The sequence below is a fragment of the Actinoplanes philippinensis genome (genome assembly GCF_900113015.1).
Classification (GTDB): domain Bacteria; phylum Actinomycetota; class Actinomycetes; order Mycobacteriales; family Micromonosporaceae; genus Actinoplanes; species Actinoplanes philippinensis.
This window is the reverse complement of record NZ_FONV01000026.1, coordinates 14421-32827: the sequence shown is the minus strand read 5'-3', so window position 1 is coordinate 32827 and position 18407 is coordinate 14421. Positions and strand designations below refer to the sequence as shown.

Sequence of the window (18407 nt, the reverse complement as noted above, 5' to 3'; positions counted from 1 at the left end):
TTGACGATCGGGGGCCTGAGGGGTCAGTTCCAGCTGCTGAGGCGCTGGTGGTCACCGGCGCGCACCAGCGCCAGCCCGGTGAGGATCACCGCGGCCGCGATCCAGCCGGGCAGGCTGCCGGTCTGCACGAGCACGGGCAGCCGTACGGTGACGAGGGCCGGAGCCACGACGACCAGCACCCATGCGCCGCCGAGGACGGCCGCCGACCGGCCCACCCCGATGAGGCCGCCGAGCAGCAGGGTCGCGGCGGTGAAGGCCAGACAGGGCAGCAGCCACAACGCGGGGTCGGTGCCGAGCAGCCCGCCGGCCGCGGTCAACGGCACGAACACCACCGCGAGGACCACGACCGTACGGCGTAGCAGCAGGTCCACCCCGGCCCGTGCCGTGCCGGCGATCGTCTCCCAGGCCGGGTCGCCGTGCCGGGACCACGCGATGGTCAACCCGGCCAGCGGCGCCACCGGGGCGAGCAGCAGCACCAGGGACGGCCGCGCCGGGAACGCCCGGTCCATCAGGAACGCCGCGGCGATGGCGGTGGCCGTCATGACCGCCCAGGACAGCATCGACCAGGTCGCCCACCGATGGACGAGGCGGCGGAGCCGGCGGCGGCGTACCGGGAGCGGGCCGTTCGCCGCGATCGCCAGGATGCCGGCGCGGGTGTCGTCGAGCATCGCCAGCACCGGCGCGGGAGTGAGCCGCCCGAGCCGGTCGCGGCACCCGGCGCAGGCCTCCAGGTGCGCCTCCACCGGCCAGGTCGAAGCGTCGTCCACGCGGAGCTCTCCCGCGGCGTACCGCGCCAGCAGCTCGGCCGAGACGTGCGCGGTCATGACAGCGCCTCCCTCATCGCGTTGCGGGCGCGGCGTGCCCGGCTCTTGACCGTGCCTTCCGGGATCCCGAGCAGCACCGACGTCTCCTGGACGGTGTGCCCGTCGAGGACCATGGCGCGCAGCACCGCCCGCAGCTCCGGCGCCAGCCGCGCCAGGGCCGTGCCGAGTTCGTCGCCCACCGTTCCGGCGAGCGCGTCGTCCTCGGCCGCCGGCACACTGAGGGTGGGCAGCACCTCGGCCGGTCGTTCCCGGCGCCGGCCCTGCTTGCGTTGCGCGTCGACCAGGCGGCGCGCGGCGATGGTCCACAACCAGCCGGCAGCGCCATTGCCCGGCGCATCGCCGCGCGGGGACATCGCGGCGAACGACCCGGCTGCCCGCCACACCGTCAGGTAGGTGTCCTGCACGACCTCGGCCACCAGGCCGTCGTCGGAGCACCGCAGCCGCAACCGCATCGCCAGCCACGGCGAGGTGTTCCGGTACAGCTGCTCGAACGCTTCGAGATCGCCCTTCGCGACGCGGCACAGCAGCCGTCTGTCGTCCTGCGCGCTTGCTCTCACAGCCACATAGTCGCTGCCGCGATCATGTACGGATCACTTCCCGGAGTGACGGTCGTCACAGACCTGAGGCTTCGGGGGCGCCTGTGACCCCCGCCGCAGCCGAAGTTGTTTGAATCTGAAATAGTTGCGCAGTCAAACGCGTTGTGCGGGGCAGTCCGGGAAGTCAGATTCCCGGCCGATCAGTCCAGGAGCCGGTCATGCAGTTCGGAATCTTCAGCGTCAGCGACATCACGACGGACCCGACCACCGGCCGGACCCCCAGCGAGGCCGAGCGGATCAAGGACATCGTCACGATCGCCAAGCACGCGGAGGAGGTCGGCCTCGACGTCTTCGCGCTCGGCGAGCACCACAACGAGCCGTTCTTCTCGTCGTCGCCGACCACCACGCTGGCCTACATCGCGGCGCAGACCTCCACCCTGCAGCTGTCCACCGCGACCACGCTGATCACCACCAACGACCCGGTGAAGATCGCCGAGGACTTCGCGATGCTGCAGCACCTGGCCGACGGCCGCGTCGACCTGATGCTCGGCCGCGGCAACACCGGCCCGGTCTACCCGTGGTTCGGCAAGGACATCCGCGCCGGCATCCCGCTGGCCATCGAGAACTACTCGCTGCTGCACAAGCTGTGGCGCGAGCACGTCGTCGACTGGCAGGGCAAGTTCCGCACCCCGCTGCAGGGCTTCACCTCCACCCCGCGCCCGCTCGACGAGATCCCGCCGTTCGTCTGGCACGGCTCCATCAGGAGCCCTGAGATCGCCGAGCAGGCGGCCTACTACGGTGACGGGTTCTTCGCCAACCACATCTTCTGGCCGGCGTCGCACACCCAGCGGATGGTCGGGCTCTACCGGCAGCGGTTCGAGCACTACGGCCACGGCTCGGCCGACCAGGCCATCGTCGGGCTCGGCGGGCAGGTGTTCATGCGCAAGAACAGTCAGGACGCCGTGAAGGAGTTCCGGCCGTACTTCGACAACGCCCCGGTCTACGGCCACGGCCCGTCGCTGGAGGACTTCACCCGCGAGACGCCGCTGACCGTCGGCAGCCCGCAGCAGGTCATCGACAAGACCCTCGGCTTCCGCGAGTACGTCGGCGACTACCAGCGCCAGCTGTTCCTGCTCGACCACGCCGGCCTGCCGCTCAAGACCGTCCTCGAGCAGCTCGACCTGCTCGGTGAGGAGGTCGTCCCGGTGCTGCGCAAGGAGTTCGCCTCGCTGAAGCCCGCGCACGTGCCGGACGCGCCCACCCACGCGTCCCTGCTCGCCGCCCGGGACGCCAAGGAAGAGGTGCCGGCATGAAACAGCGCAAGCTCGTCGTGATCAGCGCGGGCCTGAGCCAGCCGTCGTCGACCCGCCTGCTCGCCGACCAGCTGTCGGCGGCGGCGGGCGGCGCGGCCGCCCGGCTCGGCGTGCACCTCGACGTGCAGTTCATCGAGCTGCGCGACCTGGCCCACGAGATCACCGACAACATGCTCACCGGCTTCCCGGGCACCGCACTCAAGCAGGCCCAGGAGGCGGTCACCGCCGCCGACGCGCTGATCACCGTCACCCCGGTGTTCTCGGCCAGCTACAGCGGACTGTTCAAGTCGTTCTTCGACGTCCTCGACAAGGACGCCCTGATCGACAAGCCGGTCCTGCTCGCCGCCACCGCCGGCACCGCCCGGCACTCGCTGGTGCTGGAGCACGCCCTGCGGCCGCTCTTCTCCTACCTGCGGGCGGCGATCATCCCGACGTCGGTCTTCGCCGCCAGTGACGACTGGGGCGCCAACTCGGTCGAGGGCCCGCTGCGTGCCCGCATCGACCGGGCCGCGGCCGAGCTGGCCCGCGAGGTCGAGCGCCGCGAGGCGGCCGTGGTCACCGACCCGTTCGCGCTGACCGCCAACTTCGAGGACATGCTGAAGAACCTCTGAGCCGGGTGGCCCGGTCGCCCCGGGCCACCCGGAGGTCAGCCGAGGCGGAAGCTCTGGGCCGCGGTTCCGTTGCAGGTGTACTGGACCAACTGGACGCTGTCCGCCGTGCTCGCGGCGGGCACGTCCAGGCACTTGCCGCTGTTGCGGTTGACGAAGTGGTAGTAGCCGCCGCCCTCGGCGACGGGCTGCCACTGCTGGTTGGCGGTGCTGCCGTACGCCCAGGTCTGGATCTTGGCGTTGTCGGCGGTGGACATCCCGGTCACGTCGAGGGCCTGGGCCGCGTTGCCCCGGTTGTTGATCCGGACGTAACCGCTGCCGGCGCTCGCGAACTGGTACTGCTGGGCGGTCGAGCCGTTGCAGGCGTACTGCTGGACGACGGTCCCGTTGACGGTTCCGGCCGCACGCGCGTCGACGCACTTGCCGCTGTTCTTGTTGGTCACCGGATACCAGGCGGCCGGGTCGATCGGGCTGTCACCGGGCGGCGGGGTGGTCGGGCTCTGGCCGCCCAGCCACAGCAGGCCCTGGATCAGCCACTGGTTCTGCTGCGCGCTGTCGAAGGTCGACGACGTCCGCGTGTTGGTCTCGTAGTTCATGCCGTTGTGGCCGAAGTTGGCGTACAGCATCTTGTAGTTCTTGTTGGTCCACAGGATCGGGTAGTAGCCGCTGCGCCACTGCTGGTTCGGGTCGGTGCCGACCGGGAAGGTGGACGCGTCGAGCGACGCCAGGATGTCGATGTCCGGGTTCTGGCGCAGGTCGTTGCTCCACGAGTACCACTCGCTGACCGACGACTGGATGGTGGCGGGCAGTCCGGCCGTGGACGGGTGGTTCCGGTTGTCGATGCGCAGCGTCTCGGCGGTCGGGCCCCAGGTGTTGGTGGCGAAGTTCCCCGACCCCAGGAACGTGTTGTAGTACCAGCTCCACGAGTTCGCGCTGGTGGTGAACGCGCTCACGTGGAAGCCCAGGAAGCCGCCGCCGTTCTGCACGTACGTCTGGAACGCGGCGCGGCGCTCGGCCGGCGGCCCGTCGTCCAGGAACATGATCACCTGGTATCCGGCCAGGCCGGTGGCGCTCAGCCGGCTCCAGTCGGTGGTGGCCTCCCAGGTGAAGCCGTTCTGGGCGGCGGCCTTGGGGAACCAGTCCCGGGCCTCCTTGTCGAAGTCGATGTGGGCGGCGTCCCAGGTGCCGTTGTAGAAGGCGAGCACCTTGAACGGCGCCGCCGCGGACGCCGGGGCGGTGTGCGCGAGCAGGCCTGTCGCGATCGCGGTGAGCAGGGCCAACGACGCCACCAGGGCGCGTTCGAGCAGCTTTCTGGCCAACGTGGATACCTCGCGAGGACGGAGGGGCGGGGGAGGCGGCGCCGCTTGGCGTTCATCCTCAGGTATCGATGCCCAGCCCCGCAAGGTTAACAGTCCTAATAGTTAAAACATCTTCCTAAAGTGTCGTCACGGCGCCGGGCACAGCTCGACGGGGTCCGCGCCGGGGAAATCCCGGTCCCAGTCGACGTCGGCCGGCCGAGCGCAGATCTGACTGATCACCGCGTCGAGGTCGGTGTCGATGCTCCACAGCGCCGACTTCCCGTCCAGCAGATACAGGTGGTCGCCGTCGAGCCGGGGCGCGTTCAGCCGCAGGCCCTGGGTGCGCAACGACAGTGTCCGTACGCCGCTGCGGGCGTCCCAGATCGTCGCCCCGGCCCCGTCGACGACGGCGACGGTGCGCCCGGCGGTGTCGAAGGCGACGGCGGTCGTCTCGTCCAGGCCGTCGACCCGGGCCACCACACGCGGAGCCAGCGGGTCGGCGACATCCATGATCGTCACCGTGGCGTTGCCCAGGTAGGAGTTCACGGCGATCAGCCCGCCACCCCCGGCCTCGACGACCGCCGGATGGGGGACCTGCAGCAGGGGCGCGATCAGGCGGCCGTCCGGCGTCCAGCTCTCGATGACGTCCTGGTCGCCCTCGCGGCGGCTGAGGATCACGCCGGAGCCGTCGGCGAGCACGGCCGTCCCGACGACGCCGCCGGGCGGCAGGCGGAGGAAGACGCGATCACCCGGGCGCCAGACCCGGGCCGTGCCGTCCGTCCCCACGGCACTGAGCAGGGAGCCCGCCCGGTCCAGGCCGTCCAGCATTCCGAGACCGGTCGGCGCCGCGATCGTGTGGGGATGATCGAGATCGGTCAGGTCCCACAGAGCGGAGCTGGTCCGGCCGGTCCAGTAGATCGCCCGGCCGTCGTCGACGGCGGCCCGGTGCAGGTAGCTGTCGGCGACGGCCATCCGGCCCGCCGGCTGCCACCTCCGGCCGTCGTGCCGCCAGAGCTGCTGGCCGTCGTCCTCATCGGCGTAGGTCACCGCGAACCGCCCGGGCGGGTAGGTGTACCCGCGTCCGAGCGTGGTGGCGCCGCCGGCGGCATGCGCCAGCAGCAGCGCGTCGCGTGCCTCGGCGGTGGGCGCGAGCCGGTAGGCGGCGAGGGCGAGCACGGCCGCCTCGCGGGGCCGGCCGCCGATCATGTCCCGGGCGGTCCCGGCGGCACGCAGCGACAGCGCGTCGTTGCGCTGCCGGGCCGCCCTCTGCTGCGCGCCGGCCGCGACCAGCGCCGCGCCGGCCAGCAGAACCGCCAGCACGGTCATCCCGGCGGCGAGCCGGCGCAACCGGCGTGCCGCGCGCCGGGCAGCCTCGGTGCGAGTCCGGTCGACCTGGAGGGCGGCGTCGAGGAACTCGCGTTCGAGATCGTTGGCCCGGTCCCGCAACGGCGCCGCCTGGTCGAGGGAGGCGCCCCGGTAGAGGACGTCCGGGTCGCGATCCTGCGCCGCCCAGAGCGCCGCGGCCTCGGCGAGCCGATGCTGGCGGCGCAGGACGTCCCGGTCCTGGTCGATCCAGCCGGCCAGCCGCGGCCAGGCCCGCAGCAGCGCCTCGTGGATCAGCTCGACGCTGTCCCGGCCGATGGTGATCAGCCGGGCGGCGGCGAGACGATCGAGGAGGGCGTCCGGCACGGGCAGGTCGGCGCGCCGGACCCGCCGCTTGGTGTCCTCGACGCCCTCGCCCGGCACCACCAGACGCGTGAACAGCAACCGGGCCGCCCGGCGGTCGTCCTCGTCGAGCTGTTCGTAGGTGCGTTCGGCGGTACGGGCGAGAGCGTGCCCGATACCGCCGACCTCCTCGTAGCCGGCCAGCGTCAGCACCACTCCCCGGCGGCGCTGCCAGCTCTCGGCGAGCGCGTGCGACACCAGCGGCAGCGCGTTCGGCTGACCGGCGACGTCCGCGACGACCCGGGCGACCAGCGCCGTCTCGATCGTCGCCCCCGCGCGTACGGCCGGCTCGGTGATCGCCGATCGGAGCTCCTCCGTGGACATCGGCCCGACCAGCACCTGTGCCCGGTACAGCGCGGTGACCAGCTCGGGGTGCCGTGCGCAGTGACCGTAGAAGTCGGCGCGCACGCCGATCACGATGCGCGCCCGGGGCCCCGCGGCACAGGTCAGCGCCCGGATCAGCCAGTGCCGTTCGGTCTCGCCGCAGAGGGTGAACACCTCCTCGAACTGGTCGACAACCAGCAACACGTCGTCGGCGGCCTTCGCGAGCCACCCGCGTAACGCCTCCGGGCCGGCGGCCAGGTCGCCGCGGACGCGGTCGACGGGCTCGTCGGCGAGGTGCGCCACGGTCGCGGCCAGCTCGGTGACCGGGTCGGCTCCCGGCGTGATCAGTATCGCGGTGCGCTCGGTGCCGGCGATCAACCCGGCCTGCAGCAGCGACGACTTGCCCGCGCCGGAGGGGCCGAAGACACCGACGAACGGGCGCTCGCCGACAAGCGTCATCAGGGTCGCGGTCACCGCCTCGCGACCGAAGAACCGATCGGCGTCACCGATCCCATAGGCGGCGAGCCCGGCGTACGGGCTGGGCGCGCCGGCGTTCGTCCCCCGCTGCGTCGCGGCGACGCGTCGCCACCGCTCTGTCCACTCGCCGACGTCGCCACCGCAGGCCCCGGCCACCGCCAGGGTGATGGCGAGGCTGGGCAGACGACGGCCGGACAGCGCGTCGGACAGCGCCGCCGCCGAGTAGTTCGTCCGCCGCCCCAGCTCCCGGTACGAGAGCCGGCCCGATCCGAGTCGAAGTCGCCGCAGGTCACCGGCGAGCTGAAGCAGGGGCGTGTCCTCGGACTCCAGCGGACGTTCCTCTCGGGGCACGTCACCTCCCTCACTCGTCCGTACTGCCGAGCCGTGTCCGGTGTTTGTTGTTCGGTTTTCCGGGCCGATCCTGAACACCCTTCGCTCGCCTACGGTCGGAAACCGGCCTTTCCACAGTAGAAGGAGCTGGGCATGCGAAAAACCCGTGTCGTCGTGGCGGCGGTGGCCGCTCTGCTGGCCGCTCTCCCGGCCGGCTGCGGTTCCAGCGCGAAGACCGCCGACAAAGGGACGTCCACCGGCGCCGCCGACAACGCCGGAGCCCTGATCGGCGTCACCATGCCGACGCGGGCGTCACAGCGGTGGAACGGGGACGGCGAGAACGTCAAGAAGGAGCTCGAGGCGCTCGGCTACCGGGTCGACCTCCAGTACGCCGAGGACGACATCCCGACCCAGGTGAACCAGATCGACGCCCAGATCACCAAGGGCGTCCGGCTGCTGATCATCGCCTCCATCGACGGCACCGCGCTGGACTCGCAGCTGCAGACCGCCGCGGACGCCAAGATCCCGGTCATCGCGTACGACCGTCTGATCCTCAAATCGCCGAACGTCGACTACTACGCGACCTTCGACAACTACAAGGTCGGCGTGCAGCAGGCGACGTCCCTGCTGATCGGGCTCAAGCTGCTCAACCCCGACGGCACGCCGGGCGCCGCGAAGGGCCCGTTCAACGTCGAGCTGTTCGCCGGCTCACCGGACGACAACAACGCCACGTTCTTCTACAACGGCGCGATGTCGGTGCTCCAGCCGTACCTGGACAAGGGTGTGCTGAAGGTGCCCAGCAAACAGACCGACTTCAAGACGATCGCCATCCTGCGGTGGCAGGCCCGGGAGGCCCAGAACCGGATGGAGAACCTGCTGACCTCCACCTATCGGACCGGGCTGAAGGTCGACGGGGTGCTGTCGCCCTACGACGGCCTGTCCATCGGCATCGTCTCGGCGCTCCGCAGCAGCGGGTACGGCACCGCCGGGCAGCCCTACCCGGTGATCACCGGGCAGGACGCCGAGGTCACCTCGGTGAAGTCGATCATCGCCGGAGAGCAGTACTCCACCGTCTTCAAGGACTATCGGGACCTGGCGAGGACGAGCGCCCAGATGGCCGACGCCATCATCAAGGGCCGCAAGCCGGTCACCAACAACGACAAGGACTACGACAACGGCGTGAAGGTGGTGCCGTCGATGCTGCTCGACACCACGATCGTGAACCGGGACAACTACCAGAAGGCGCTGGTCGACAGCGGCTTCTACACACCGGCCCAGTTGAGGTGACACCCGTCAGGGCTTGTGGCCCACACCGCCGTAGAGGGCGACCTGGGCGTCGGTGAACTCGACCACCGTGTCCGGCCGCCAGCGGGCGATCGGCAGCACACCCGGGTCGACGAGCTCCAGGCCGGTGAAGAACCGCGACACCTCGGCGTGACTGCGCAGCCGGCTGGTGATCCCCTGGCTGCGCATCACCGTGACGAACCGCTCCCACGACTCCGGGTCGTGGTCGGCGGTGATGTGCGAGATCACCAGGTGACTGCCGGCCGGCAGCGCGGCCGTCAGCTCGTCGACGATCCGGTACGGCTCGTCGGTGTCGTCGAGGAAGTGCAGGACGGCGAAGAGCAGCAACCCGACCGGCTGATCGAAGTCGAGCACCTCACGCGCGCCGGCCAGGATCGTCGCCGGATCCCGCAGATCGCCGTCGACGTAGGCGGTCCGCCCCTCCGGCGAGCTGGTCAGCAGCCCCCGGGCGTGAGCCAGCACGAGCGGGTCGTTGTCGGCATAGACGATCCGCGCCGACGGGTGCACACCCTGCGCGACCTCGTGCACGTTCGGCGAGGTCGGCAGGCCCGTCCCGATGTCCAGGAACTGGTGGACCCCCGACTCGGCGAGGAACCGCACGGTCCGCTGCAGGAACGCCCGGTTCTGCCGGGGCGCGGTGGCCGCGTTCGGGTTGACCTCGAGGCCCTTCGCCGCGGCGGCCCGGTCGGCGGCGAAGTTGTCCTTGCCGCCCAGCATGTAGTCGTAGACGCGCGCCGGATGCGGCCGCCCGGTGTCCAGGCTCTCACTCATCCACAGAGGATAGTGTCCGCGCGCCGAAATCGGTCGCCCCGCCCCTCGGTGGCCTGCCACCATCGTCGGCATGTCCGGCTTCGATGTGCGCGCGGTGGATCTGGCCGCGCTCAACTCCCTCACCAAGTACCCGTCGATTCCCACCTACCACGCCCTCGACCCGGCCAACGGCAGCCTCACCGAGCAGCCGGTCCCGTTCACCGGGACGGTCATCGGCACCGAGAAGGTCGACGGCACCAACTCACGGATCATCGTGCTGCCGGACGGCTCCTACCTGCTGGGCTCCCGCGAGGAGCTGCTCTACGCCCAGGGCGACCTGATCGGCAACCCGGCCCTGGGCATCGTGCAGAACCTGCGGCCCCTCGCCGAGACCCTGGCCGGCGCCCGCGGCGACACCATCCGCGTCCACTACCTGGAGCTGTACGGCGGGAAGATCGGCGGCCAGGCCAAGCAGTACTCGACGCTCGGCGCGACCGGCTGGCGGCTCTTCGACGTGGCCGTCATCGACGACCTCGACGAGCGGCTCGGCTGGGCGCCGCAGCGGATCTCCGCGTGGCGCGAGGGCGGTGGCCAGACATACCTGCACGAGGACGAGCTGCACAAGGTCGGCCTCGACCTGACACCGCGGCTCTTCACCGTCGACGCCGCCGAGCTCCCGCAGACGATCGAGGGGATGCACGCGCTGCTCGGTGAGCGGCTGCCCCGGACGCTCGTGCCGCTCGACGACTCCGGCCACGGCGCCGCCGAGGGCGTGGTGCTGCGGACCGCCGACCGGTCGGTGATCGCCAAGGCCCGCTTCCAGGATTACACCCGCACGCTCAAGCGTCGCCGCTAGACCGGCGGACCCGCGATGAGCAGGGCGGACACCGCGAGCCACCCGATGTGCCAGGCCTGATCCAGCTCGAACAGGCCGGTGCCCGGGCCGCTGGTCGCCGCGCCGGACGGCCGGACCACCCCGACGTGGTCGAGGTAGCCGCCGCGGCCCAGCAGCCGGCCCAGCCGGATCAGCGGGGTCCGCAGATCGGCGACGAAATGCGTGACCGCGTTGAGGGCGATCCCCGCCACGAGCCAGCCCGGCTCCAGCGGCAGGCGCAGCCACCAGCCGGCGCCGAGCAGGAAGATCGTGGTCGTCGCGGTCCACGACATGACGTGCTTCGCGCAGTGCCACAGCGCCACCGACCGTACGCAACCCTCGTTGTCGAGGCCCTTGCCATACGCCTGGCCACTGGTCTGCACCCAGTGGTCGCCGATGTAGTGCCCGGCGAGCATCACCGCGAACGCCACCGCCGCGGTGACCGCCCTGACCAGATCCTCGTCCTGCATGCGCGATCCGCCTTCGCCGAGAGTGCCGTCCCCATAACCACTCCAGCACTACGACGCGGCTGGAACCCGCAAACGTGTCAGCGCACACTGCGTCACGTCCGTCACCCTGAACCTTAAATCAGGTCAGGTCCCAGCCCCGGACCCGGTGCACGCGGGCCGTCTTCGGATAGGCGGCGTCCGCGGACCGTCCACCGGTCTCGAAGATGTCGATCATCAGGATCAGCGGGTAGTCCGGCGCCTGCGCGAACCGCCCGGCGACGCGGCCCTCGCAGCCGATCACGGTGCCGCCCGGACCCCAGATCGCCGTCCACGTGTGCGGGCGGCCCGCGCCGGCCGGCACGGACACCTCGGTCATGTCGGTACGCAACCGGTCGTCGTGATGCGCCTTGATCCCGATCCGGGCGGTCGTGGCGTCGCCGCCCACCGCCTCGGCGTCGATCTCGAAGACGCAGATCTCGCCGCTGTCGCGAGGGTCACGGTGCTCGCTGCCGACCAGCCAGACGGCGAGCATGGCGCCCGGGTCGGCGGTGGCGGTCACCGTCACGTCGACCCGGCCGGCCGACGGCGTCCAGAGCAGGCGGGTCGTGCCCGGGGTGCGGACGGTCAGCCCGTCCGGCCGGTGCCGGTGGGTGCCCCGGTCCGCGCCGGCCGCCCCGCAGAAGTCGCCGGTCTGCACGTTGGACACCCGCAGCGGGGCGTCCTCGGGCCGCCAGTCCGGCTGGTCGGCGTCGATCCGCAGCCGCAGCCCGTCGCCGTCGAGGTCGTACCGCGCCCGGGACCGTTCCGGAGTGCTCCAGTGCGGCAGATAATGATCGATCCAGAGGTCCTCGCGCAGCGCCGGGCCGGTGAAGTCGTCGGCGAGGTCGGGCGCGCACGACGGCGGCGCGGGCAACTCGTCAAAGGTCACACCCCATCGTTTCTGATGACGCAACGTCATCGCCTCCCGGGTTGCAATGACGGTGCGTGACTCCCAGAATGCGGACGACTGCGTCACACCCGAGCGGGGGCCACGCCGTCGGCCCGCCCGATGGCAGGTAGCCTCCGGCTCATGCGAGCAATGACCACCGTGGCCGTCGTCACCAGCACCCTTCTGGCGATCTCCGGCTGCGCCACCAGCGGCCAGTCCGTCGAGCCGGCCGCCACCGCGGCCCCCGCCGTGAGCATCAGCGGCTTGGACGAAGCCACCGCGTCCGTCTGCGGGATCGCCCAGCAGGCCACTCTCGGTGAGGGCGGATACGACTTCGACGTCCCCACCGCCACCCAGATCGTGACGCTCGGTAAGAACTCCAAGAGCACCATCATCACCGCCGCCGCGAACGTGCTCTCGGTGTCGACCCGGCAGGCGCAGGCCTCCGCCGGCCAGCCCGAGGAGGCCACCCACCTCGCCGAGCTGCGCACCGCGATGCTGAAGTTCCAGACCATCTGCCAGGACGTGGACGCGCTCGTCGTCAGCATCGAGGAGAGCAAGCAGGCCGTCGACGGCGAGACGGTCAAGTCGACCCGCTGATCGCCCCCGAGGAACCCCCGGCCCGCCAGGCGGCCCGGGGGTTCGGTGCAACCGGGGACGACAGCGGTCCCGACGTGCTGATACGGTTCCGGGCGCTCACCCGGAAGGAGTCGTGAGTTCGATGAGGATGATCGGCTGTCCGGCCCATGTGAGCGACACCGGTGTGGCGGTAGGGTCACCGTCCACACGTCACCTGGCCTTGGGGGAGTGCCTTGCAGGTGAACGATCCGGCGCGGGACGCGTTGCAGCAGGTGGAGAGCGCCGCCCGGCTGTATGCGTCCGGCGAGGACGAGATAGCGGCGTTCCGGGAGATCCTGTCGCGGCAGCATCCCAACGACCGCGGCACCTACGCGTGCGCCGCCCTCGACCGGGTGATCACCGACATCGCCTTCGACCACCGGACCGAATGCGACGGCGACGTGGACTGCCGGACCTGCGCGGGGCTGCGTGACGCGCTCACCGTCGCGGTGGCCAGCGTCCGGTCGATGATCGCCGACGAGATGACCTGGCGTCACCGCCGCAACCGCCGCTGGTTCTGGAACCGCTGAACTCCGGCGAACCGGGGAGATCGGTGTTTGCCGGGTGCGAACATGGGAAAACGGCACGGGCGGCAAAGGAGGCGTCATGTCCGAGACCCTGTTGACGCGGGCAGACACCCCCGCTCACCAGTCACTTCCCAGCGGTCCACTGGCCTGGCAGCGGACCGCGGCGATCGGGACCGAGCTGGTGTTCCCGCACGCCGGCGAGCGGCCCGGCGCGCACGGGACCGCCGTCGTCACCGGCGTCTCGCCACATGCGATCGACTGGCAGGCCGAGATCGGCGCCGACGCGGCGGTCCGCGACCTGACCGTCATCTGCAGTGGCGCCGACTGGAGCCGTACGGCCCGGCTGCGGCACAACGGCGACGGCTGGGAGTGCGAGGCGCCCGGCGCGCCCGCCACGATCGACCCCGGCGCCGTGGTCCGCCTCGCCGACTCACCGATCTTCGTGACCTGGGCGCTGCGGCGGCTCGGGCTGACCGTCAAGACCGGACCGGTCCGGGTGCCGTCGGTGCGGGTCCTCACGCCGTCCCTGACAGTGGTGCCCGGAACGGCGACATACCAGCTGCTCAGCCCGCACCGGCTGCGGATCACCGGCGACGGGCCCGCGGTCACCTACGAGCTGGACCATGCGGGGATCGTCGCCTACCAGCCGGGCAACCTGCGCCTGGCCCGCTGACCGCCGGTCCTCAGTCCTCCATACGGAAATCGGCGAAGTCGAAGCCCGGCGCGACCACACAACTGACCAGGACCGGCTCATCGCCGGCCGGCTCGGCGGCCTGCCACACACCCGGCGGGATCAGCACCTGCGGCTCCTGGCCGGCCGCGACGTCCGGGCCGAGCAGGACCTCGTCGCCGTCGGCGGGCCGGTCGCCGCCGCCACCGCGCCGCAGCAGCAGCGGCCCGCCCGAGTGCCAGAACCACAGCTCCGCCGATCGCACCACGTGCCACGCGGACCGCTCGCCCGGGTGCAGCAGGAAGTAGATGGCCGTGGCAGCGTGCCGGGGACCGCCGTAGCCGTCCGGCTCGAACGTCACGGGGGAGCGCCACGTCTCCCGATACCAGCCGCCCTCGGGGTGCGGTTCCAGCCCGAGACGCTCGACGAGATCAGAAGCCATGGGCACCGATCATAGGGGGTACGCGACCCGGAACACCCCGGTCGGGTCGGTGGCGGCCTGGAGCCGGCGCAGCCGCTCGACGTGCGGGCCGTGATAGCGGGCCGGATCGACGGGACCCGGCTCCAGATAGTTCACGTAGCGGCCGGACGACCACGGCGCCATCGCACGATGCCCCGACTCGATCCACGCGTACCCGTCGGCCACCGCCGCCGGATCGGCCGCCGGCAGATCCACCAGCCACTGCATCATGGCGTACGCGCCGTGCCACGGGAACGCCGTCGCCTCCGCCCCGACCCGGGCCGGCGCGCCGGTCATCCGCTTGATCTTGGCCAGTCCCGGCCGGCGGCTCGCGGCCCGCGCCCGCAGCACGGCGATCAGCGCGTCCACACCGGCCGGAGGCACCGCCGCGGGAAAGATCTCACTGCCGATCACGTGCGTGCCCCGCGCCGCGCCGGCCGCCCGGTCCTGCAGCATCCGCACGTGCGGCCGGCTCTCGACCGTCGTGGTGGCCGGCTCCCGCCCGATCGCCCGGACCATCGCGGCCGCCTCCGCCCGCGCGTCGCCGTCGACGACGCACCCGGCGACCCGGACCGACAGCGCGCCCGTCGCGTCCGAGGCGAACTGGCACGACGACCAGGCGGCGTCCGGCGCCACCGCGTTCCGCGCCTGCCAGCCCGCGACGGCTGCGGCCGCGTCCGCCCACGGATAGCCCAGCTGGTACGTCCCGGCGGTCCCGGCCGGATGGGTCCGCATCCGCCACGACGTGACCACCCCGAACCGGCCGCCGCCACCACCGCGCAGCCCCCAGAACAGCTCCGGCTCCCGCTCCGCGTCCACGGTCCGGTGGTTGCCGTCCGGCGTCACCACGTCCGCCGCCACCACGGAGTCACACGTCAAGCCATGTGCAGAAGCGGTCACCCCGATCCCTCCGCCACACGTGAGCCCGCTGATCCCGACGCTCCCGCAGGTCCCCGCCGGAACCGACACGCCATGGCCGCCCAGGCCGGTGTAGACCTCCAGCAGCGTTGCGCCCCCGCCGATCGTCGCGGTCCCGGTCGCCGCGTCGAGGCCGACCGTCCGCATCGGCCGCAGATCCAGCACGATCCCGGTCGCCGTGGTGGAGGCGCCGACATAGGAGTGCCCGCCCCCACGCGGCACGATCGGCAGCCCGGCCCGGACCGCGAACCGCAGCGCCTCCACCACGTCACCCGGCCCGGCGCAACGCACCACCGCCGCCGGCCGCACCCCGTCGAACCTCGGCGAGAACAGCAACCGCGCCTGGTCGTAGGAGGCGCTGCCGGGCCGCTCCAGCCCACCGTCGAGCCCGGCGGCGAGCGCCTGCCACTCCGCCTCGGCGGGGCCGGGCGCCGGCGTCGCCCGCACGAGCCCGGGAGTGATCACATTCGGCCTTGGCACTCGCCTTCCCATCATCCCGGCAAGGCCGGCCCCCAACACCGCACGACGGGACAGCACCATAAAAACATCCTGACATAGGCAGTTATGTCGTCTTTCTGCTTCGCCTACCTATTGTCCGTTCGAGGCCACCCCAGCGACGCCCGCGCCGGCGACGGGCAAGTGCGGCGAAGCGAGCCAAAGCCACCGAGGCGCGCCAAGGCGACCGTCGCGGCGAGGGAGAGGGGGCGGCGAGGCCAAGGCGACCGTCGCGGCGAGGGCAGAGGGAGAGCGAGCCCGGCCGGGGCGGCGAGGTCAAGGCGACCGTCGTGGCGAGGACGTGGCGAGTCCGGCCGGGACGGCGAGGTCAAGGCGACCGTCGTGGCGAGGACGTAGGAGAGTCCGGCCGGGCGGCGAGGCCACGGGCGATGTTCAGGGCCGACGACGATGCATGGGTGTGGCGAATCAGCTGAGGGCTGCGGTGACGGCGAAGCTCAGGGGGCGGGCGGAGCCGACGCCGCCGCGACCCAGTAGAGCTGCTTGTGGCCACGCGCTTCCATCTCGGACGCCACTTCCTCGGCCTCCGCCCGGGAAGCCCGCTTCGTCACCACGAAACGGTTCCCGTTGTCATCCTGCCGCCAGACCACCCACACCGATTCCGTCACCGTCTCATCCTGCCGCGACCCAACAACCTTTGCTTGTACGGTCCACCCCGGAACCGTGCCGGTCCCCGCGACCGATGCGCCACTCCCGGCCGAAGCGCGCCCGCCGGGCCGAATGCGGTGGTCCCGGAAACCCGGCGGCTCCCCGGTGCTGTCCAGGCACCGCCGAGACGGCGCTGACGTCCAGCCGACCAGGCGGTTCCCGGCCGACCAGGCCGTTCCCGGCCGACCAGGCCGTTCCCGGCTGGCCCCAGTGCTCTCCGAACGCCGGCCCTGGCAACTCTGGTGACCAGCCGATCCTGCCGTTTCGGCTGGTTGGTGCGGCTGTCCGAGCGCCACCCCGGTGACCAGCCGACCGTGCCGTTCCCGCTGGTTGGTGCGGCTGTCCCGGTGCCACCGGGACAGCACCGAGGGTCGGCCGGGGGTCAGTGGACCGCGGGCTGGACGGTCAGGGTGGCTGTGTCGGCGTTCAGGTGGGCGGGGACGCCCAGAGGGACCGCCAGCTGGGTGGGGCCGTGACCGATCGGGAGGCCGGACAGGACCGGGATGTTCAGCAGGGTGAGGTGTTCGGCGAGGACGCGGTCGGCATCGGGGCAGGCGGTGAACGCGCCCACCGCCACTCCCGCGAGGCCGTCGAGCATGCGGGAGCGCCGCAGCTGGACGATCATGCGATCCACGCGGTACGCGGCCTCGTTCACCTCTTCGATCAGCAGGATCGCGCCGGTCAGGTCGGGCTGGTGCGGGGTGCCGGCGGTGGCCGCCAGCAGGGTCAGGTTGCCGCCGAGCAGGGTGCCCTCGGCCTGGCCGGGACGGTGGACGGGCGTGCCCTCGGCGGCCGGGGCGGCGCTGACGGTCAGCGGCACGGGCGTCATCAGCGCCTGGCGCGCCGCGGCCGTGGTCGGCGGATCGTTGAGCAGGGTGCTTCCGGTGGGGCCGTGGACGGTGGCCAGGCCGGCCTCGTGCCACAGGGCCAGGTGCAGGGCGGTGATGTCGGAGAAGCCGATCACCAGCTTCGGGTCGGCGCGCACGGCCCCGTAGTCGAGGTCGTCGACGATGCGCTGGGTGCCGTAGCCGCCCCGCAGGCACAGGACGCCACGGACCTCCGGATCGCGGAACGCCTCCTCCAGATCGAAGCGGCGCTCGTCGTCCGTACCGGAAAGGAAAAATCGCCTGCCGAGAGTGTGCCTGCCCGGCCTGGTGCGCAGCCCCCAGGCCGCCAGAATGCCGGCCGCGTCGGCGGCCTGCGTCTCGGTGACCGGGCCGGCCGGCGCCACCAGGGCCACGAGGTCGCCGGGCCCCAGGCGCCTCGGCCGGATCGCGGCCCGCAACGACGGTGTCGTCAGCGCCGGTCGGCGGCGGCGTAGGAGACGGCGGCGGTGACGGCGGAGACCGCGATCACCGACGGCCAGGAGCCGATGCGCTTGGCCAGCGGGTGCGAGACGGCGAACGCGCCGAGGTACGTCGCGACCAGGGCGCCGGTGGTGACCGGACCGGTGCGGCGCGCCCACTCACGGCCGGCGGCCAGGCCACCGGCGGCGAGGACGGCGCCACCCAGCGGGCGGATGCCGGTGCGGCGGGCGATCTGCCATCCGCCGATCAGGGAGCCGGCGGTGATGACCGCGGTCGGTACGCGCATGACCCCGACCGTACACGGCGGCCCCGCGGCCCGGCCCACGACTCGGCGGCGGCCGTCAGGGTGACGCCGTGACCGATGCGAACGACTCCCCGACCGGGTGATGGTGGTCGATGACCATCCGGTCCGGCGCACCGCCGACACCCGCCGGTCCGCCCGCTCCACCCGGGGGTGGCGACCACGGTGGCCGGCGGCTAGCCGAGTTTCAGGACCACGAACTCGTCGGGCCCCTCCTGGACCACCTCGATCTCGTCGAACCCGCAGCGTTTCAGCGCCCGGATCGACGCCACATTGTGGACCGCGGCCTCGGCGTACAGCGGGCGGGTCTCCTCCTGCCCGGGGCCGATGAAGGCCGTCAGCGCGCGGGTGCCGAGCCCGCGCCCCCAGAACTCGCGGCCCAGCCAGAACCCGACGAGCCGCCGGCCGTCCTGCCACCAGGCCACGATGTTGCCGGCCACGGCGCCGTCGACGACGATCGCCCGAGCGCGCCCGGTCGGGTCGCCGAGCACCCGCCGCTGCCAGTGCTCGACGAACGCGTCGCGCTCGCGGCCGGGGAAGTCGGCCCGCCGCTGGGCCTCGGGATCGTTCTGCTGCGCGAAGAAGACCTCGATGTCGCCGGCCTCGACCGGGCGAAGCCGCACCGCCGCACTGTCGTCCACTCGTCGACTCTACGCGCCACTCGCCGACCGATCGGGAAAGTACTTGCCTGACTGGAAAGTGCT

General features: G+C 72.0%; 20 protein-coding genes. 7 read left to right on the top strand and 13 right to left on the bottom strand.

The window, feature by feature from the left end; genetic code table 11:
• Positions 1 to 23 precede the first annotated feature (23 nt).
• Both BM290_RS43005 and BM290_RS43000 read right to left on the bottom strand, forming a co-directional pair.
• Positions 24 to 824 carry a hypothetical protein gene (locus tag BM290_RS43005; protein ID WP_093621766.1) on the bottom strand — a complete coding sequence of 267 codons (801 nt, stop codon included), beginning with the start codon at positions 822 to 824 and terminating at the stop codon, positions 24 to 26.
• A complete protein-coding gene (locus tag BM290_RS43000; RefSeq protein WP_093621765.1) occupies positions 821 to 1381 on the bottom strand; it encodes an RNA polymerase sigma factor in 561 nt (186 codons plus the stop codon). Before BM290_RS43000 ends, BM290_RS43005 begins: the two co-directional genes overlap by 4 nt.
• A gap of 197 nt (positions 1382 to 1578) precedes the next feature.
• Here BM290_RS43000 and BM290_RS42995 point away from each other — a divergent pair, with 197 nt between their 5' ends.
• Both BM290_RS42995 and BM290_RS42990 read left to right on the top strand, forming a co-directional pair.
• On the top strand, positions 1579 to 2673 hold the full coding sequence (locus BM290_RS42995) for an LLM class flavin-dependent oxidoreductase (RefSeq protein WP_093621764.1): 1095 nt from the start codon (positions 1579 to 1581) through the stop codon (positions 2671 to 2673).
• Positions 2670 to 3284: an FMN reductase gene (locus BM290_RS42990; protein WP_093621763.1), complete on the top strand. Its 615-nt coding sequence runs from the start codon at positions 2670 to 2672 to the stop codon at positions 3282 to 3284. Before BM290_RS42995 ends, BM290_RS42990 begins: the two co-directional genes overlap by 4 nt.
• Positions 3285 to 3319: 35 nt before the next feature.
• Here BM290_RS42990 and BM290_RS42985 read toward each other — a convergent pair whose 3' ends face one another.
• Together BM290_RS42985 and BM290_RS42980 are read right to left on the bottom strand one after the other, a co-directional pair.
• The gene (locus tag BM290_RS42985) at positions 3320 to 4600 is read right to left on the bottom strand and encodes an RICIN domain-containing protein (RefSeq protein WP_239144101.1); all 1281 of its coding nucleotides are present in this window, start codon (positions 4598 to 4600) and stop codon (positions 3320 to 3322) included.
• A gap of 126 nt (positions 4601 to 4726) precedes the next feature.
• Entirely contained in the window at positions 4727 to 7456 is a 2730-nt protein-coding gene (locus BM290_RS42980; RefSeq protein ID WP_093621762.1) for an nSTAND1 domain-containing NTPase, read from the bottom strand.
• 132 nt (positions 7457 to 7588) lie between these two features.
• Between BM290_RS42980 and chvE the strand changes: the two genes are divergently transcribed.
• The gene (gene chvE, locus BM290_RS42975) at positions 7589 to 8722 is read left to right on the top strand and encodes a multiple monosaccharide ABC transporter substrate-binding protein (protein ID WP_093621761.1); all 1134 of its coding nucleotides are present in this window, start codon (positions 7589 to 7591) and stop codon (positions 8720 to 8722) included.
• A 6-nt stretch (positions 8723 to 8728) separates the two neighbouring features.
• Here the strand turns inward: chvE and BM290_RS42970 are convergent, their stop codons facing one another.
• The gene (locus BM290_RS42970; RefSeq protein ID WP_093621760.1) at positions 8729 to 9511 is read right to left on the bottom strand and encodes an SAM-dependent methyltransferase; all 783 of its coding nucleotides are present in this window, start codon (positions 9509 to 9511) and stop codon (positions 8729 to 8731) included.
• A gap of 70 nt (positions 9512 to 9581) precedes the next feature.
• Here BM290_RS42970 and BM290_RS42965 point away from each other — a divergent pair, with 70 nt between their 5' ends.
• Complete coding sequence (locus BM290_RS42965) at positions 9582 to 10346, top strand: RNA ligase family protein (protein WP_093621759.1); 765 nt, start codon at positions 9582 to 9584, stop codon at positions 10344 to 10346.
• Here BM290_RS42965 and BM290_RS42960 read toward each other — a convergent pair.
• Both BM290_RS42960 and BM290_RS42955 read right to left on the bottom strand, forming a co-directional pair.
• Positions 10343 to 10834: a hypothetical protein gene (locus tag BM290_RS42960; protein WP_093621758.1), complete on the bottom strand. Its 492-nt coding sequence runs from the start codon at positions 10832 to 10834 to the stop codon at positions 10343 to 10345. The genes BM290_RS42965 and BM290_RS42960 overlap by 4 nt on opposite strands.
• A gap of 118 nt (positions 10835 to 10952) precedes the next feature.
• Entirely contained in the window at positions 10953 to 11741 is a 789-nt protein-coding gene (locus BM290_RS42955; protein WP_239144100.1) for a LamG domain-containing protein, read from the bottom strand.
• A gap of 141 nt (positions 11742 to 11882) precedes the next feature.
• Here BM290_RS42955 and BM290_RS42950 point away from each other — a divergent pair, with 141 nt between their 5' ends.
• The 3 genes from BM290_RS42950 (at position 11883) to BM290_RS42940 (ending at position 13559) form a co-directional block, all read left to right on the top strand.
• Positions 11883 to 12341: a hypothetical protein gene (locus BM290_RS42950; protein ID WP_143134150.1), complete on the top strand. Its 459-nt coding sequence runs from the start codon at positions 11883 to 11885 to the stop codon at positions 12339 to 12341.
• 218 nt (positions 12342 to 12559) lie between these two features.
• Entirely contained in the window at positions 12560 to 12889 is a 330-nt protein-coding gene (locus BM290_RS42945) for a hypothetical protein (RefSeq protein WP_143134149.1), read from the top strand.
• Between the two features lie 76 nt (positions 12890 to 12965).
• Positions 12966 to 13559 carry a putative glycolipid-binding domain-containing protein gene (locus BM290_RS42940; RefSeq protein WP_093621755.1) on the top strand — a complete coding sequence of 198 codons (594 nt, stop codon included), beginning with the start codon at positions 12966 to 12968 and terminating at the stop codon, positions 13557 to 13559.
• A gap of 10 nt (positions 13560 to 13569) precedes the next feature.
• Here the strand turns inward: BM290_RS42940 and BM290_RS42935 are convergent, their stop codons facing one another.
• From BM290_RS42935 to BM290_RS42915, 6 genes are all read right to left on the bottom strand, one after another.
• A complete protein-coding gene (locus tag BM290_RS42935) occupies positions 13570 to 13998 on the bottom strand; it encodes a cupin domain-containing protein (RefSeq protein ID WP_093621754.1) in 429 nt (142 codons plus the stop codon).
• A 9-nt stretch (positions 13999 to 14007) separates the two neighbouring features.
• Positions 14008 to 15414 carry an FAD-binding oxidoreductase gene (locus BM290_RS42930; RefSeq protein ID WP_177320135.1) on the bottom strand — a complete coding sequence of 469 codons (1407 nt, stop codon included), beginning with the start codon at positions 15412 to 15414 and terminating at the stop codon, positions 14008 to 14010.
• A 470-nt stretch (positions 15415 to 15884) separates the two neighbouring features.
• Complete coding sequence (locus BM290_RS48870) at positions 15885 to 16055, bottom strand: hypothetical protein (RefSeq protein ID WP_177320134.1); 171 nt, start codon at positions 16053 to 16055, stop codon at positions 15885 to 15887.
• A gap of 422 nt (positions 16056 to 16477) precedes the next feature.
• Entirely contained in the window at positions 16478 to 17380 is a 903-nt protein-coding gene (locus BM290_RS42925) for a S66 peptidase family protein (protein ID WP_093621752.1), read from the bottom strand.
• 11 nt (positions 17381 to 17391) lie between these two features.
• A complete protein-coding gene (locus BM290_RS42920) occupies positions 17392 to 17688 on the bottom strand; it encodes a hypothetical protein (protein ID WP_093621804.1) in 297 nt (98 codons plus the stop codon).
• A gap of 191 nt (positions 17689 to 17879) precedes the next feature.
• Positions 17880 to 18344: a GNAT family N-acetyltransferase gene (locus BM290_RS42915; protein WP_239144099.1), complete on the bottom strand. Its 465-nt coding sequence runs from the start codon at positions 18342 to 18344 to the stop codon at positions 17880 to 17882.
• Positions 18345 to 18407: the final 63 nt, after the last annotated feature.